General features: G+C 32.7%; 9 protein-coding genes. 2 read left to right on the top strand and 7 right to left on the bottom strand.

What is annotated here, in order from left to right:
* Positions 1-313: 313 nt before the first annotated feature.
* The 7 genes from L0669_RS19880 to L0669_RS19910 form a co-directional block, all read right to left on the bottom strand.
* Positions 314-2,575, bottom strand: coding sequence for an OmpA family protein (locus L0669_RS19880; RefSeq protein WP_263759621.1), 2,262 nt, complete (start codon positions 2,573-2,575; stop codon positions 314-316).
* 85 nt (positions 2,576-2,660) lie between these two features.
* A complete protein-coding gene (locus tag L0669_RS19885) occupies positions 2,661-3,593 on the bottom strand; it encodes a PorP/SprF family type IX secretion system membrane protein (protein ID WP_263759622.1) in 933 nt (310 codons plus the stop codon).
* Positions 3,594-3,843: 250 nt separating this feature from the next.
* Positions 3,844-4,431, bottom strand: coding sequence for a hypothetical protein (locus tag L0669_RS19890; protein WP_263759624.1), 588 nt, complete (start codon positions 4,429-4,431; stop codon positions 3,844-3,846).
* A gap of 25 nt (positions 4,432-4,456) precedes the next feature.
* A complete protein-coding gene (locus L0669_RS19895; RefSeq protein ID WP_263759625.1) occupies positions 4,457-5,458 on the bottom strand; it encodes a helix-turn-helix domain-containing protein in 1,002 nt (333 codons plus the stop codon).
* A 4-nt stretch (positions 5,459-5,462) separates the two neighbouring features.
* Positions 5,463-6,446, bottom strand: coding sequence for a helix-turn-helix transcriptional regulator (locus tag L0669_RS19900; protein ID WP_263759627.1), 984 nt, complete (start codon positions 6,444-6,446; stop codon positions 5,463-5,465).
* 441 nt (positions 6,447-6,887) lie between these two features.
* Entirely contained in the window at positions 6,888-7,895 is a 1,008-nt protein-coding gene (locus tag L0669_RS19905; protein WP_263759628.1) for a helix-turn-helix domain-containing protein, read from the bottom strand.
* A 9-nt stretch (positions 7,896-7,904) separates the two neighbouring features.
* Positions 7,905-8,885, bottom strand: coding sequence for a helix-turn-helix transcriptional regulator (locus L0669_RS19910; RefSeq protein ID WP_263759630.1), 981 nt, complete (start codon positions 8,883-8,885; stop codon positions 7,905-7,907).
* Positions 8,886-9,351: 466 nt separating this feature from the next.
* On the opposite strand from L0669_RS19910, the gene bglX reads away from it, so the two are divergent.
* Both bglX and L0669_RS19920 read left to right on the top strand, forming a co-directional pair.
* Complete coding sequence (gene bglX / locus L0669_RS19915) at positions 9,352-11,643, top strand: beta-glucosidase BglX (RefSeq protein ID WP_263763969.1); 2,292 nt, start codon at positions 9,352-9,354, stop codon at positions 11,641-11,643.
* A gap of 253 nt (positions 11,644-11,896) precedes the next feature.
* Entirely contained in the window at positions 11,897-16,048 is a 4,152-nt protein-coding gene (locus tag L0669_RS19920) for a two-component regulator propeller domain-containing protein (RefSeq protein ID WP_263759632.1), read from the top strand.
* Positions 16,049-16,232 lie beyond the last annotated feature (184 nt).

Genomic DNA, 16,232 nt, shown 5'->3' on the forward strand with positions numbered 1-16,232 from the left:
TATTATGAGTTATTTATAATCCCTGTTCTTCAACTTAATCCTGCTAAATTTTCTTAGCTATTAGATTGTTAATTGTTTTATAACATGAACTTTAATTCCCGGCAAAAGTATGTGCTAAGTCTGCTTTCGAACTGCCACATAAACTTTTAAAATCATCATGAAAAGTTACAAATGACAAAAAAGAATAATAAAAGACAAACCCGATTCAACATACTGATTAACAATTCACAACAAAAAAATAATTCCTAAAAAAAAGGGCTCAACTTTTAATAAAGTCAAGCCCTTTTTTGCGTACAGGATAGTAATAATATGTCTAGTTTTTCGGTTCTTTTATTACCATAATAAATTCCGAACGCCTGTTCAGTTCATGTTCTTTTTCTGTGCATTTTACACCATTACTGCAATTATTTATAAGTTGGGTTTCTCCATATCCATCGCCCCAAACTCTATCTCTGCTAATTCCGCCTTCCAAAACAATATAATCCATCGTAGTTTTTGCTCTGTTTTTAGACAATCTCATGTTATAATCATCTTTACCTCTGCTGTCTGTGTGCGATCGTACTTCAATAGCAATACTCGGACGTGTCTTCATTAGATTAATTATTTTATCTAATTCTAATTTTGATGATTTACGAATTGTATACCCTCCGTAATCAAAATAAATAGGACTGAGTTTTAATTTATCTGTAAGATTGTCTCCTTCGTTTAGTGTCACAACTTTATCGTCTACAATTACTGATAGTTCATTAAATAAAGTTACCGGAATTTCCTTTTTTTCTGATATTTTAAGTCCGTCTACGAATACTCTTTCCGTTGCATATCCCTTTTTATTAAACTCAAAACTATAATTTTTAAGCGGTGGTAAATCCAAAGAATATTTTCCGGATGCATCGCTGGTAACGGTTTTAATCTTCTCGTTTAATTCATTAAAAACGATTATTTCAACTTCCGGTAATATTTCTCCGGACAAACTATCTTTTACTGTTCCGGAATAAATCGGATTTAATTTAAAAGGAAAAACGATAGATTTTGTTTCTGAAAATTGATACAAATCATCCTCGCCTTTTCCTCCTTTTCGATTAGACGAGAAAAATCCTCTTTTAGAATCGCTGTCTATTGCATAAGCAAAATCATCACTTACCGAATTTATAGGTTCGCCGGCATTGACAACTGCATATTTTCCGTTACTATCTTTTGCTGCAGCAAAAACATCTAAACCACCAAGTCCCGGATGTCCATCTGAAGAGAAATACAATATCCCGCTATCGTCTACAAATGGAAATGTTTCCCGTCCATACGTATTTATTTCGTCGCCTAACGATGTTGCTGTAAATGCAAAACCACCACCTTTTTTTCTTTCGACTACATATAAATCAGTGTCGCTTATTTGTTTTTTTCTGTTCGATACAAAGTACAATTCGCTATTGTCCGGACTTAAAGCCGGATGTGCTGATGAAGTTCCAGCCAAATTGATGGGCGCCGGAAGTTCGCGTACATTGCCCCACTTATTATTTACTTTTTGGGCCTGAAAAATTTTCAAATGTGATATTGGTTTGCCTCCGGTTTTCTTTTTTGTTTCGTTATAAGGCACCAATCTTGTAAAATACATGGTAAGGCCGTTATTGGTAAGAACCGGCGTACTTTGATGAAATTTAGAATTAATTTCTCCCGATAATTTCTTCTCATTACGAAGTTTTCCCTGTTCATCAATTTGAGCGGTATACAACTTAAGAAAAGGTTTATCATTCCAACTGTGCTTGCTTGCAAAAATTCCCGAATCCTTTGCTGTAGCATAAATTACATCGCTGTATTTAGGCAATTTTACAATAGGTTTAATAGCACTTTCCGGATTTTCAATTTTATCAATTTCGGCTGTTTTCGCAGGGTCTTTACTATTTGCTGCGTTCTTATTCTTGTTTAAAAACTCTCCTTTTGCCCCGAGTTTATTGTTATCTTCCCTGCGTCTTTTTTCGGCATTCTCTCTTATAATTCTTGCCCTTTCTCTCTTCTCTATTTTAGCAATTTCAAGAGCTTGCTGAATTGCTTCTTCATTAGGTACTAGTGCGCTTCCAAAGTCTGAAGATGCTGAATTTATTCCGGCATCGCCTAAATCATTATAACGATTCGACTGCACTTCGACAGCTTTAAAGAAGACATCCGGAGTCCAATTTTGGGCTTGTTCTTTATTACCTGCTTTCTCATAAAAAGCACTCATTATTTCTAATCCTTGTTTGTATTGATCATTTGCTCTTAAGCAGACAGAATATCTGTGATAATATTCTGGCGGATTTGACGCACTTTCTTCCATCATCTTTGTGTACCATGGTAATGCTTTAACATAATCTGCATTAAAGAAATAAGTATCGCCTAATCGTCCGTAAATTTCTGCCGATTTATAGCCTTTTTTAACTAATTGTTCATAGAGTTTTCCAGCTTTAAAAAATGAAAAATTCTCATATTGTGCGTTTGCTTTGGCAAGTTTTTTATCGTTTTTCTTTGTCAGATCCTGAGAAAAACTCATAGAAGCTACCAGACAAAAAAGTAAAACAACAATTCTGTGTATTTTTATTTTCATAATTAAAAGGTTATGCAAAATCAACCAAACTGATTATTTTTCAAACACTTATCTGGCTGATGTTTTGATTAATTTAAAAATTGATTTAGAAGAATCTTGGAGAAATCATTCCTGATCTGAGTCCTTTCAATTCAAATCTTAGAAATATCTCATGAGATCCTGAATTGTAATTAGCCAGCTTTGTCGTTTCGGCATCGTAGGCATATCCTACAAACCAGGAATCTGATATTTGAAAACCTGCAAGAGCACTTACAGAGGCACTCCAACGATATGCCAGACCCGCTGTGAATTTTTCATTAAACAAAAAATTAGCAGAAATATCGGTTTGAAGCGGTGCTCCCTGAACCACCTTGGTAAGAAGTGAAGGTTTAAACTTTAGATTATAATCTAAGTCAAAAACATAACCCGCCATTAAATAATAATGCATACGCTCTTTTACGACATAACTTTGCGCTTCGTCTTTTGCCGACTTATCGTAATGACTGCTTTCGAGCATATTAGGAACCGATAATCCTATGTATGATTTATCAGAATGAAAATAAACACCCGCACCAATATTAGGCGAAAATTTATTGTCAATATTGTTCTGAAATCTTGGATCTGCAGGATCGTATATGTTTAACTTGGTAAAATCGACATCGAGTAAATTTGCCGTTCCTTTTAATCCGAAAGATAATTTATAATAAGGTGAAGTTTCAATAGAATACGAAAGATCTACAGCAACATTATTTTCTACCATTGGTCCTATTCGATCATTGATTACTGATACACCCAATCCCAAATTATACCCAATCGGAGCATTAACAGATACAGAATTGGTTGTTGGTGCACCATCTAAACCCACCCATTGTGTTCTGTGCATACCAAAAATACTAACTGCACCCCGGGAACCTGCATAAGCCGGATTAATATTAATTGTATTGTACATGTATTGTGTATACTGTGCATCCTGCTGCCCAAGCATTATACTGGAATAGCAACAAAAGATAACTGCTATAAATAAATTTAACCTTTTCATATTGTCCCTGTTTTTAAAATATCGGCAAAATTATAGCTTCAGAAGATGGTCATACTACCACAGTAATTCATAAAATCATCATGAAAAGGCAAAAAGAAACCAGGATTACAAAGTTTTTTAACCACTTAATAATCAATACTTAAAACTTCAATCATCCGTAAATAAAAAACCCGATTACAATAGATGCAATCGGGAAAATTTCCAAAAATTAAATACCAAAAATGATTGTACTGCTTTCTTTATTTCTATATTAATTTTTTCGCTGATCTAGAAAATTAGCTAATACTTTATATGAAATACCACTGATGTAATAATCAAATAAAGAATCGTTTATTACTTTTTTCTCCAAAGAAAAAATCAGCATTAAACTTTTAATATCGATGTAATCGTTATAAATTTTATCGTCACTTAGTTTTTTATTGAGATGCTGAGCATCCGGCATTTCTTTAATCAATTGTCGCATTACTTTTTTATCTACCAATAAGGTAAAACCAAAATTTCTTTCGTTGACTAAAGTTTCAGTTACTTTTTCCAGATGATTACTATAAACAGAAAAATCTTTTTTATGACCTAAATCTTCCTCTTTTAAAAGATTATAATTAAAGATGAAAAATTCTTCCTCTGTTTTAATCTTTGCAATTCTTGTATTTTTAGAAAGCGTATAATCTTTATAAATGGCTGATATACCAGGAGTAACTTCGACAAAGTAAATATTTCCCACACCCAGATTTTCCGGAATAGTAATGATTTTATTGTCCTTCGCATCTGAACCAATTTCTTCTGCCAGTTTTTGAAACCACTTTGGACTTAATGAGTAAAAATGCTTAATATCTTTCATGTTTTCTAAATTGTTTTTTAAAAAATCAGTTTGTTTTACTTTTAAATACCTCTTTTGGCAAATGCCCATGATACTTTTTATATTGTAATGAAAAATAAGACGTTTTAAAATAATTCAACTCATACGCAACATCGCTAATCAACGAATATTTACCGCTTTCTAACAGTTCTTTTGCTAATCTCAATTTTTCATTTTTAAAAAAAGATGCCGGGCTCATTCCAAATACATTTAGATATAAATTTTGAAATTTAGAAATAGACATATTTGCAATTTTAGACAAGGCTTTTACACCCGGAAAAGGTTTTAATACATCTGACAACAGATATTCCTGACTATTCATAATAGCAAGTAAATCTTTTTCTAAAAAAGCTCCCGCCTCAGGCATATCTGCATTTAATCTTTCTAATAAATAACCAAATATTTTATACGTGATTCCTTTTAGCAGAAATTCATAATTAGAATCGTGCATGTTTTGACTTTTTAGCTGAAACAATTGCACATTGCTTCTGCTGTCGATATGCCCGTAATAAAACATTTTTCGTTTTTCGTCGTCAAATATATTTTTGAAATCCTTTTCTACAATCGAGTTTTTAAAATAACCCATAATATAGGATTTACGAATATACAATCGCAACGAAAATGCTCTCTCGCCCACAGAAGATACGTAAGTACTTTTGGTACGACTGTCTACAATGGCAAATCCCAGCTTAGATGTATATCCTATTTTATGTTTTACATTGTCTACAAAATGCTTGTTAAAACCGTCGCTAATATCATAGTAAACCACCCAAAAATCTTCTTCGGATGGCATTCTGGTAAATCGCATTGGTTTTTTGAGCGTTAAATCGACAACAAATGCAGATATATCCGGGGAAATTTCTAAAAAATAACAAGATCCCCTAGCCGTATTTTCAGGAAAGCTGACGATTTTATTGTTGAATTTACATCCCAATTTATTCAGCGAATCTTCAAGCCATTTTGGCGATAAAGATGCTGAATGTTTAAATTCCGGTATTGATAAATCCATACTTCTAAAAAAGGCTTTGATATTTTTTTGGACAAATCCCGTACCTTTCATTGAATCGCTTTCCTAAATAAGAAACCGTAGAATAGTTTAGTTGACGGGCCACTTCATTTACATTGTACTTGCCCGTTTCTAACATTTCTTTTGCCCTGTTTAATTTTATTTTATAAAAGTAGGTTCCGGGGTTTAAACCTGAAATTTCAGTGAATAGTTTTTTAAATTTTGATGGTGACATACAAACCTGTTCGGCCAAATAATTAATACCTGGAAAAGGTTCTTCTACTATATTTTTCAGAAGCTTTTTAGATTTAAGGATATTTTTTAAATCTGTTGATTTTTTTCTGTCGGATATATCTTTATGCGCTGTTACATGTTGCAGATAATTGCTTGTTAACTGATACACAAGTCCTTTAAAAAATATCTCATAAAGTGCGTTATCGTATGCTATTTTTCTAAAGTCGCTTATTAAAAACAAACTTTCAGGATCGATCCTGTCTAAACGAATGACAGCATTTTTTTCAGCATTAAGAAATATATTATTTAGCGAAAGTTTTTTATCAATCTGATGCAGTTTTTTCGAAAGAATATCTTTATCAAACAAAATGCAAATAGCAAATATTCTGGTTCCCTTTTGAAAACCATAATCCATATCTACATCACTATCCACAATAGACAGATTGTAATTTAATTCTCCAACTACTGTTGTATTTCCATTCAAAACAAAATCGATGTCCTGATCTGTCAGATAAAAATACAACCCCATAAAGTTGCTGTTCTCGTTACGGTATTTTACTAAAATATCCTGTTTATAGGTCTTATCAGATAAGATAGCCGTAATACCATCCTCGACAGGTAAAACGCATTGCGTGCCTTCGTAAATGTCATTATCGCCTTTAACAAAGTTTCCTTCTACTGAACCTCCCATTGTCTGCGCAAATAACTCTAACCAACTACGCGAAGTATTGTAATTATGTTCTATAACTGTTTTCATAAAAAGGTCAATTTAAAATCATTTAAATAGTCAACTTCTTTTTTAATAACAGTAAGTTTTAAAGCTTTTCATTTGAGCAAACAGCTCGCAATTGAAATTAAACTTTTTATAACCAGTTTATCATAAATACCATTTTAATTTATTTTTAATTATCAGCAATCGTGTAGTACAAAATCGTTCAATATTTTTTGTGGTATTATAATTCTGATTTTTTTTATATACAAAACTGTTATATCAAAATCGAGCACTTAGTAAAACGAAATCACGTAACGTTTCACCTATAGTACTGTGCAAAAATAAGATAGCCTCCTGTTTATGAAGTACCAAACAGAATCATAAAAACAACACAAAAAGTTATTTGTCTTAAAAAGAATACATTCGCTGTGACTTTCAATTTCTAAAAAAAAATCAGTCGTACAGAGAAATTAGGGAGTTTTAATTTTAGATTTCCTGATGGGATGATTTTAGAACCGTATGAGGCAAAACACCAAAATACTCTTTGTAAATAGTAGAAAAATAGGCCGTTTTGTGATAACCCAACTCAAAAGCCACATCACTAATTAATTTAAAATCACCACTTTCTAATAATTCTTTGGCCAGCAGCAATTTTTCATTTTTAAAAAATAATGACGGACTTGTGCCAAAAATAACATTATACAAATTTCTGTACTTTGTAGCAGACATATTAGCAATATTGGCGAGAAACTCTATTCCGGGAAATGGAATTAAAAGATTAGATAATAAGTGTTCCTGACTTAACAACACCGCCTCAATGTCTTTTTCAAGATGGTTACTACTGGTAGGCATGCTGGTATTTAATCTCTCTATTAAATAGCCAAGCAAATTATATGCGGCGGCTTTTAATAAAAGTCCATAATTTGCACTATCAATATGCTCTTGTTTTAAATTATGAAGGATGATTTTACTCCTGCTGTCTATGCGGCCATAAAAAAACATTTTTTTCTTTTTATCATCAAAAACATCTTTAAAATCCGTTTCGAATTCGTTGTTATTAAAAAACATTTTGAGATACGATTTACGAAGAAACAATCTTATTGTGAAAGCCCTTTCTCCTACTGTAGACACATACGTACTACTAATATTATCATCAACAATGGCAAAATTCAGCTTTGATTTATAACCTATTTTATGATTAACATTGTTGATAATATGCTTACTAAAGCTGTCGCTTAAATCGTAATAGATAATCCAAAAATCTTCATCAGAAGGAAGTCGTGTAAATCGAACAGATGTATTAACAACAGAATCGATGACAAGAACAGAAACATCAGGAGAAATCTCTGTAAAATAGCCCGTTCCCGACGCAAGTTCATCAGGAAAATATATTTTTTCGCCAACCAGCCTAAAGCCAATTTCGTCAACAAATTTTTGAAGCCATTCTGGGCTTAAAGTATATATGTGTCTAAATTCGTCAGGAAATTTATTCATAAAAATGTTTTATAAAAAACTTTGATACTCTTTTGGAAAAATTCCGTACTTATTATTAAACCGTTTGGCCAAATAAGAAATGTTCGTGTAATTAAGTTTATCCGCAACTTCACTTACCGTAAGTCCGCCCGTTTCCAGTAGTTCTTTTGCGCGCTGTAATTTATTGCTGTAAAAAAAAGCTCCGGGACTTAATCCGGTAATTTTTGTGAACAATTTTTTATATTTAGAAGCAGACATAAAAGCCTGATGGGATAAAAACTCAACTCCGGGAAATACCTCATCTACATTTTCTAATAAATACACTTTAGAAGCCAGAATACTTTTTACATCATCTTCTATTACTTTACTAATAATAATTTTTTGTGTCAGCAACCTTTCTAGAAAATGCCCTATTAAATTATACGAAAGAGCTCGAAAATACAATTCAAACAATGCATTATCGTACGGAATCTTTTTAAAATCACGTATTAAATTGATACTTTCAATTCCCATTCTTCCCATACTAATAATAGTATTCTTTTCTTCATCGAAAATATCTTTAGAAGCTAATTTTAGTCTGGGTATTTTTTCGACAAATTCCTGCAAAAGCTCCTTATCAATAAAAATGCAGATCACATAAACTTCAGTTCCCTGAGTAACCGCATATCGGGTATCCAGAGCACCATCAATAACAATCAAATTACAATCTGTTTTTCCTAATATCGTAGATTCATTATCTAATATAAAATTTACATCTTTATCTGTAAGATAAAAATACAAGCCTATAAAATTATTCTTCTTATTAATATATTCAAGCAACAAATTATCTCTGTAGGATATATCGATAACTATTCCCCAAATTTTATCCTCCATTTCTAAAATGTAATGCCTACCGCAGTATATTTCATTATCTGCTATAAGAAAATTACCTTCTATGGTTCCGCCTAATGTATTTACAAGTACATCAATCCATTTGGTTTCAGCAGAATAGAAATGTTGAATAACTTTCATAATGAATGATATTTACTATAAAAGTAACGATTTTTAAGTTAAACTAAAATGTTAATCCCACGAAAAAATCGACATAATGATTTAACGTACAACGAACTATAGAAAATAAAACATTGAAAACTGCAATTTCCTTATAAAATACCCTGCAACACAAGATGTATCGCATCTTCCTTTTAAGACGAAAAACCAAAATAAAATAGTCAGGTCTCAAATATCCCGCGTATCCGTACAAAAGAACCCCTGCCCCATTCGCTCAAATGTGGCAAATACATCATTTGTATTATATAATGCTTCAAATTTACTATTCTAATAATTACAGTAAAACTACATTTACACTCTTAATTTTTTACTGATTCTACACTATTAAATACAAAAAATTATATTATCAAAAAATAAGTCATGCAAAAAAAGATAATATCCTTATATCTGTTTCAACAACCTCTACTATAAAACCTAAAATCACATGATGAAAAAACAAATTAAAAAATATGCCTTTTTAATGCTGATTGTTCTGGCAAACGGACATGCTCAAACAAAAAAACATATGGATACTAAAAAACCAATCGAAGATCGAATTTCACTTTTGATGAAAGAAATGACATTAGAAGAAAAGGTAGGACAAATGAATCAATACAATGGTTTTTGGGATGTGACCGGACCAGCTCCAAAAGGCGGAAGTGCTGAATTAAAATACGAACATTTACGAAAAGGACTTGTGGGATCAATGCTTACCGTGCGAGGTGTAAAAGAAGTTCGCGCAGTACAAAAAATTGCTGTAGAAGAAACACGTTTGGGGATTCCGCTAATTATAGGTTTTGACGTAATTCATGGTTATAAAACGTTAAGCCCGATTCCGTTGGCAGAAGCCGCAAGTTGGGATTTAGAAGCGATTAAAAAATCGGCGGCAATTGCGGCTGATGAAGCTTCGGCATCTGGTATTAACTGGACTTTTGCGCCCAATGTTGATATTACAAATGATGCACGTTGGGGCCGCGTTATGGAAGGCGCCGGAGAAGATCCTTATTTGGGAAGCAAAATAGGTTATGCAAGAATAAAAGGTTTTCAGGGAGAAACTATTGCCGATCTGGCTAAAGTAAATACGATTGCAGCTTGCGCAAAACACTTTGCTGCATACGGTTTTGTTGAAGCAGGATTAGAATATAATATGGTAGATATCAGTAATTCTAAATTATACAATTCAGTTTTCCCTCCTTTTGAAGCCACGGTACAAGCCGGAGTTCGTACGTTTATGAATTCGTTTAATACATTAAATGGTGTTCCAGCAACAGGAAATACCTTTTTACAAAGAGATATTTTAAAAGGAAAATGGAAGTTTGACGGATTTGTAGTTTCAGATTATGCTTCGATTCGTGAAATGATTGCACACGGTTATGCCAAAGATGAAGCCGATGCAACAGCAAAAGCAGTCATTGCAGGTTCTGATATGGATATGGAATCGTATCTGTATGTGGCAAAATTAGTTGCGCTGGTAAAAGAAGGAAAAGTAAAAGAAGCTTTGATTAATGATGCCGTGCGCAGAATTTTGCGTGTAAAATTTGAATTGGGCTTATTTGATGATCCTTACAGATATTGTGATGAAAAGCGCGAAAAAGAAGTGGTGGGAAGCAAAGCCAATAATGACGGTGTTCTGGATATGGCGAAGAAATCAATTGTATTGTTGAAGAATGATAAAGGTTTGCTTCCGCTAAAGAAATCCGGACAAAAAATTGCTTTGATAGGCGCTTTGGCAAATGATAAAAACAGTCCGCTTGGAAGCTGGAGAATCGCAGCCGAGGACAATACTGCCATTTCAGTTTTAGAAGGAATGCAGCAATACAAAGGCAATCAGCTTACTTTTGAAAAAGGTGCCGATTTGCTTTCGCAGAAAGCTACTTTCTTAACAGAAACAGTTTTTAATACAACAGACAAAAGTGGTTTTGAAGCTGCAAAAACAGCCGCTAAAAATGCCGATGTTGTAGTAATGGTTTTGGGTGAATACGGTTTTCAGAGCGGAGAAGCCAGAAGCAGAACTGATCTGAATTTACCTGGAATTCAACAGGAATTATTAGAAGAAATTTATAAAGTAAACCCTAATGTGGTTTTGATTTTAAACAATGGTCGTCCGTTGACTATTCCGTGGGCTGCTCAAAATGTTCCTGCAATTGTTGAAGCGTGGCAATTAGGAACCCAAACCGGAAATGCGGTTGCACAGGTTTTATACGGAGATTACAATCCGAGTGGTAAATTACCAATCTCTTTCCCAAGAAACGTTGGACAAGTACCTATCTATTACAACAAATACAGTACGGGAAGACCAATTGATAGTGACAAAAATGTATTTTGGTCGCATTATATGGACGTAGAAAAAACGCCTCAATATCCTTTTGGTTACGGATTAAGTTATACTTCTTTCGAATATAAAAATCTTAAATTAAATAAAACTGCTTTTGCAAAAGGAGAAAAAATTCAAGTAAGTGTTGACGTTACAAACACAGGAAATTTCGACGGAAAAGAAGTTGTTCAATTGTACATAAATGATCCTGTGGCCAGTATAGTACGACCTGTTAAAGAATTAAAAGGTTTTGAACTTACAGCATTAAAAAAAGGAGAAACAAAAACAATTCAGTTTACATTAACGGATGAATCACTTGGTTTTTATGACAACAACGGCAAATTTTTGGTAGAACCGGGCGTATTTAATATTATGGTAGGCTGGAATTCTAACGATGGACTTACAAGCAAGTTTGAACTAAAATAAAAGCTAAAGGATTCTAAATCAAAAAAACTATCCCGAATAGTCTATTTTTTTTACAACTTTACAGCCTGAGTACGATTATCCCTTTCGAGGTTTTTAATCGAACTCAGGTTTTTGGCAATATGGTATATTTAGATAAAAAAGTAAATTATTCTATATTCGTTTTATTAATATTGTTTTCTATATGCTTAAAAAAGAATCGGTTTCTAAAATTTCACTTTCATATAAAGTTGATCAACATAATGTTAAAATCTAAATGAAAAATATTAAATACTTTTTTGTATGCTATTTTATAATGATCAACTGCCTGTTTTCTCAGGGCAAGTTTGATACTTATCAGTTTAGAAGCATACAGGAAACAACTACAAAAAGAGCGATTTCGTCTATTATTCAGGACAACAATGGCTTTATGTGGATTGGTACAAACGGCGCAGGTTTGTATCGATATGATGGTGTAAATTATTATGGCTACAAATACGATAAAAAACCAGGTTCATTAAACAGCAATTTTATATACGCCACTTTTATAGATTCTAATAACAACTTATGGATTGGTACCGATGAGGGTTTGTGCCTGTACAATAGAGATTTAGATAACTTTACTAAAATCAATATCGAAGATGTTATTAGAAAAGGATACGATGAACCCATTACAATAAAAACCATTATTCAGGATAATAACGGCAATTTAATTTTAGGGGCATACGGTTTCGGATTATTCAAATTAAATATAAAAACCTTAAAAGCGTCATTAGTTCAGGCCAAAGTATTAGAAAAACCCAACTTTCTAATAAAATCTTCGGTAAAAAATAAACAGGGAATTATTTATCTAGGCACCAGTTATGGCCTATTGGAAATTGATCTGAACGGAAAAGTAAAACAGGTTTACAAAGACAAATTCAACAGAGAACCTTTGCTCGATGATATCGAAAATCTTGTAATAGATAAATTTGGTTATTTATGGCTGGGCACGACTGAAAATGGCCTTATCAAAATTAAACCGGAAACCGATAACTATCAATTTGAAAATTTTTTCATTACCAAAAACAAAATCCTATCGATTGTAACCAGTCTGGATTATATAGTTTGCGGTACCGAAAATGACGGATTACTGGTTGTAAATTACAAAGGACAGGTATTGCAAAAATACCTGCATAGTAAGTACAATAATTTCAGCTTAAAATCGAATTCGGTTTGGTCATTGTACGAAGACAAAGAAAAGCGTCTCTGGCTAGGGTATTTTAATAAAGGACTTGGCGTTTTTGATAAACCCAATAACAAATTCAACTCGCTTGAATCACTCGTAAACAACGATAATTCTTTACAAACCAGTTATGTAACATCGGTTATAAAAGACAATAAGGGTAATTTATTAATTAGTAATGAAGGCGGCGGACTCGATATTTATAATCTTGTAAACAAAAGCTATATACACGTAAATAAAAACAATCAGAATTATTATTCGGGTTTAGATGCGGTCGATATTCAAACTATATTTATAGACAGCAAACAAAATATCTGGATAGGAAGCTGGGATCGCGGTATTTACTTTTTAAAAAACGGAACAACCCGATTTGTAAACTACAATACAGCCAATACAACCGGATTAAAATCAAACCGAATTTTTACTTTTTCGGAAGATTCGAATGGCCGAATCTGGATTGGTACTTTTATAAAAGGATTGCATTATTTTGATAATAAAACCAACACATTTATCCATTGCGACGCTAAACCTTTTAAAGATCATGCGTTGGACAATGCCTTTATTCGTAAAGTTTTTGTTGACTCAGATGATGTTTTATGGGTTGGTACAATCTTAGGATTGTATCAGGTAAGTTTAAAAGACAATTCCGGTTTTAAAGTAACAAAAATGCGCGACGCGATGTTCAACGATAAAACCAAATACAATAGTATTCAGACTATTTTATCGATTTATGAATCTAATGATAAAACCATATGGATAGGTACAGATGGCGAAGGATTATTTAATTACAACAAAAAAAATAAAAGCTTTGTCAACTATAATGACTTTCCGGGTTTTAAAGAAAAATCGGTTCGTGCGATCATTTCAGACAACAATGGTTCTTTATGGATAAGCGGCGGGTCGGGATTGACAAAACTCGATTTTAAAAATAAAAAAAGCACCAATTTTAATAAAGATGATGGTCTCGTTGATAACGATTTTAATAATAATGCTGTCTTTAAAGATGGAAACGGAGAATTGTATTTTGGGAGTTACGAAGGCGTAAATTATTTTAATCCAAACGAGATCAAAAAAGCAGAGAAAGCACCAAGATTGTATTTTAGTGATTTTAAATTGTTCAATCGATCTGTAAAACCCAATGAAGATGCTTCGCCTTTAACCAAAGTAATTTCTGAAACAAAAGAAATTAGTCTGAACTATACCCAATCGGTTTTTACGATTGAATATGTGGGTATTAACTATAATTATTCGAAGAAAAACCAATACGCTTATTATCTTGAAGGTTTCGAAAAAGATTGGAATTACGTAGGAAACAACAGAACCGCGACTTATACCAATCTCGCGCCCGGCAATTATGTTTTTAAAGTAAAATCTGCCAATGCTGATGGTTCCTGGAGTGATGTTCAGTTAGAATTAAAAATTGAAATACTTCCTCCGTGGTGGAAAACCATTTGGGCTTATCTGGCCTATTCTTCTATTTTAGTTTTCCTGCTTATCTATTTTAATAAAATGTACCAAAATAGATTTAAAGCAGGACAAGCCATCATTTTAGAGAAAGAAAAAACCATTCAGTTAGAGAAATTAAACAATAAGAAATTACAGTTTTTTACCAATATTTCGCATGAATTCAGAACGCCATTAACGCTGATTATCAATCCGCTGGAAGATATTTTAAAAAGCAGAAATCTGTCTCCGGAAGTGCATAATAAATTGAAAATCGTACACAAAAGTTCCGACAGACTTTCGAGGTTAATAAACGAGCTTATGGATTTTAATAAATTAGAGTTCAATAAAATTTTCCTTCAGGCCAAAAAAATTGAAGTTGTCGCTTTTACACAAAGTATTATCAGCTATTTTAATGAAGAAGCTGCCGCGAGAAATATTACGATTAATTTTGAATCATCGGTTGAAGAGCTTGAAGACTGGTTAGATCCAAAAATGCTGGAAAAAATACTTTTTAATATTATTTCGAATGCCTTTAAATTCACGCCGGATAATGGCGCTATTACCGTTTCGATAGATCAATCTGATGCAGAAAATGGATTAATCATTAACGGAAATAAAGTTCCTTCGTTCTCGATAACCACTACAGATACAGGTTCTGGAATTCGCAAAAAAGATTTAAACCGAATTTTTGATCGCTTTTACCAAGTCAATAATGTTAATAAAGATTATTACGGCAGCACCGGAATTGGCCTCGAGGTTGTAAAAGAATTTACAGAACTGCACAAAGGAAAAATTAATGTTGAAAGCGAAGTTGGTCAGGGAACTAAATTTACCGTGACATTTCCGTTAGGCAAATCTTTTTATAAGAAAAGCGAAATCGTTGATGAAGTTTTTAAAATAGAAAAAAACAAAAATCAGGCAGCAATTGAGGCTGCTCCTATTCAGCCAACTGAAGATGAAATTGAAAATCAATACGATGAAGAAACTGTAGTAGAAAAGGTAAAACCATACACCGTTTTAATCGTTGAAGATAATCCTGAATTAAGAAATTATTTAAAAGAAGAACTCAGCAAATCCTATAAAGTTATTGTAGCTGAAAATGGTAAAAAAGGCTACGAACTTGCTGTGCAAAAATTACCGGATTTAATCATTACCGATGTTATTATGCCGGTTATGGACGGGCTTCAACTGTGTAAAAACATAAAAGCTGATTTAAAAACAAGTCATATTCCGTTATTAATGCTTTCGGCGAAAGCCATGGTAAAAGACCGATTAGAAGGTATTGATTCCGGTGCCGATATTTACCTGAGTAAACCATTTGAACTGGATATTTTAAAATCAAGTCTGGCACAGCTTATTACCAGCCGCCAAATCATGTTTAAGAAATTCTATAGCGGTATTACAAAAGACGGTAAAGAAAAAACAACTTCGCTGGACAATGATTTCATTCAGAAAATCCTGCATTTTATCAATGAAAACATTAGCGAACCTGAATTAACCGTAGAACTTTTATCTTCTAAAATTTTCCTGAGCAGAAGTCAGTTGTACCGAAAAATAAAAACATTAACCGGAGTTTCTGTCAATGAGTTTATTCGAAATGTACGATTAGAAAAAGCAAAACAATTGATCGAAAAAGGAAATAATAATATTAATGAAATTAGTTATAAAGTAGGTTTTACATCTCCCTCCTATTTTGCAAAATGTTATAAAATTAAATATGGACATTTGCCTACGCACGAAAAAAGAGCAAAAGAATAAAGCAATCACTTTATTATAAAATTCAATTACAAAGAGCTTCGATTTTAAAGTCGGAGCTCTTTTTTTGTCAGGCAATTTTTTCAAAAAAAGTAATTTTTAAGTCCCAATAAAAATCCATTTATCAAAAATATTATCACTTTTTTTAAACAAACAATATTTTTTAACCAAAAATTTTAGCAATACC

This window comes from Flavobacterium bizetiae, assembly GCF_024271895.1.
GTDB classification, from domain to species: Bacteria; Bacteroidota; Bacteroidia; order Flavobacteriales; family Flavobacteriaceae; genus Flavobacterium; species Flavobacterium bizetiae.

Excerpts from the sequence above, each read along its gene's own strand:
- L0669_RS19880 (WP_263759621.1), bottom strand. The coding sequence starts at position 2,575 with ATGAAAATAAAAATACACAGAATTGTTGTTTTACTTTTTTGTCTGGTA.
- L0669_RS19885 (WP_263759622.1), bottom strand. The coding sequence starts at position 3,593 with ATGAAAAGGTTAAATTTATTTATAGCAGTTATCTTTTGTTGCTATTCC.
- L0669_RS19890 (WP_263759624.1), bottom strand. The coding sequence starts at position 4,431 with ATGAAAGATATTAAGCATTTTTACTCATTAAGTCCAAAGTGGTTTCAA.
- L0669_RS19895 (WP_263759625.1), bottom strand. The coding sequence starts at position 5,458 with ATGGATTTATCAATACCGGAATTTAAACATTCAGCATCTTTATCGCCA.
- L0669_RS19900 (WP_263759627.1), bottom strand. The coding sequence starts at position 6,446 with ATGAAAACAGTTATAGAACATAATTACAATACTTCGCGTAGTTGGTTA.
- L0669_RS19905 (WP_263759628.1), bottom strand. The coding sequence starts at position 7,895 with ATGAATAAATTTCCTGACGAATTTAGACACATATATACTTTAAGCCCA.
- L0669_RS19910 (WP_263759630.1), bottom strand. The coding sequence starts at position 8,885 with ATGAAAGTTATTCAACATTTCTATTCTGCTGAAACCAAATGGATTGAT.
- bglX (WP_263763969.1), top strand. The coding sequence starts at position 9,352 with ATGAAAAAACAAATTAAAAAATATGCCTTTTTAATGCTGATTGTTCTG.
- L0669_RS19920 (WP_263759632.1), top strand. The coding sequence starts at position 11,897 with ATGAAAAATATTAAATACTTTTTTGTATGCTATTTTATAATGATCAAC.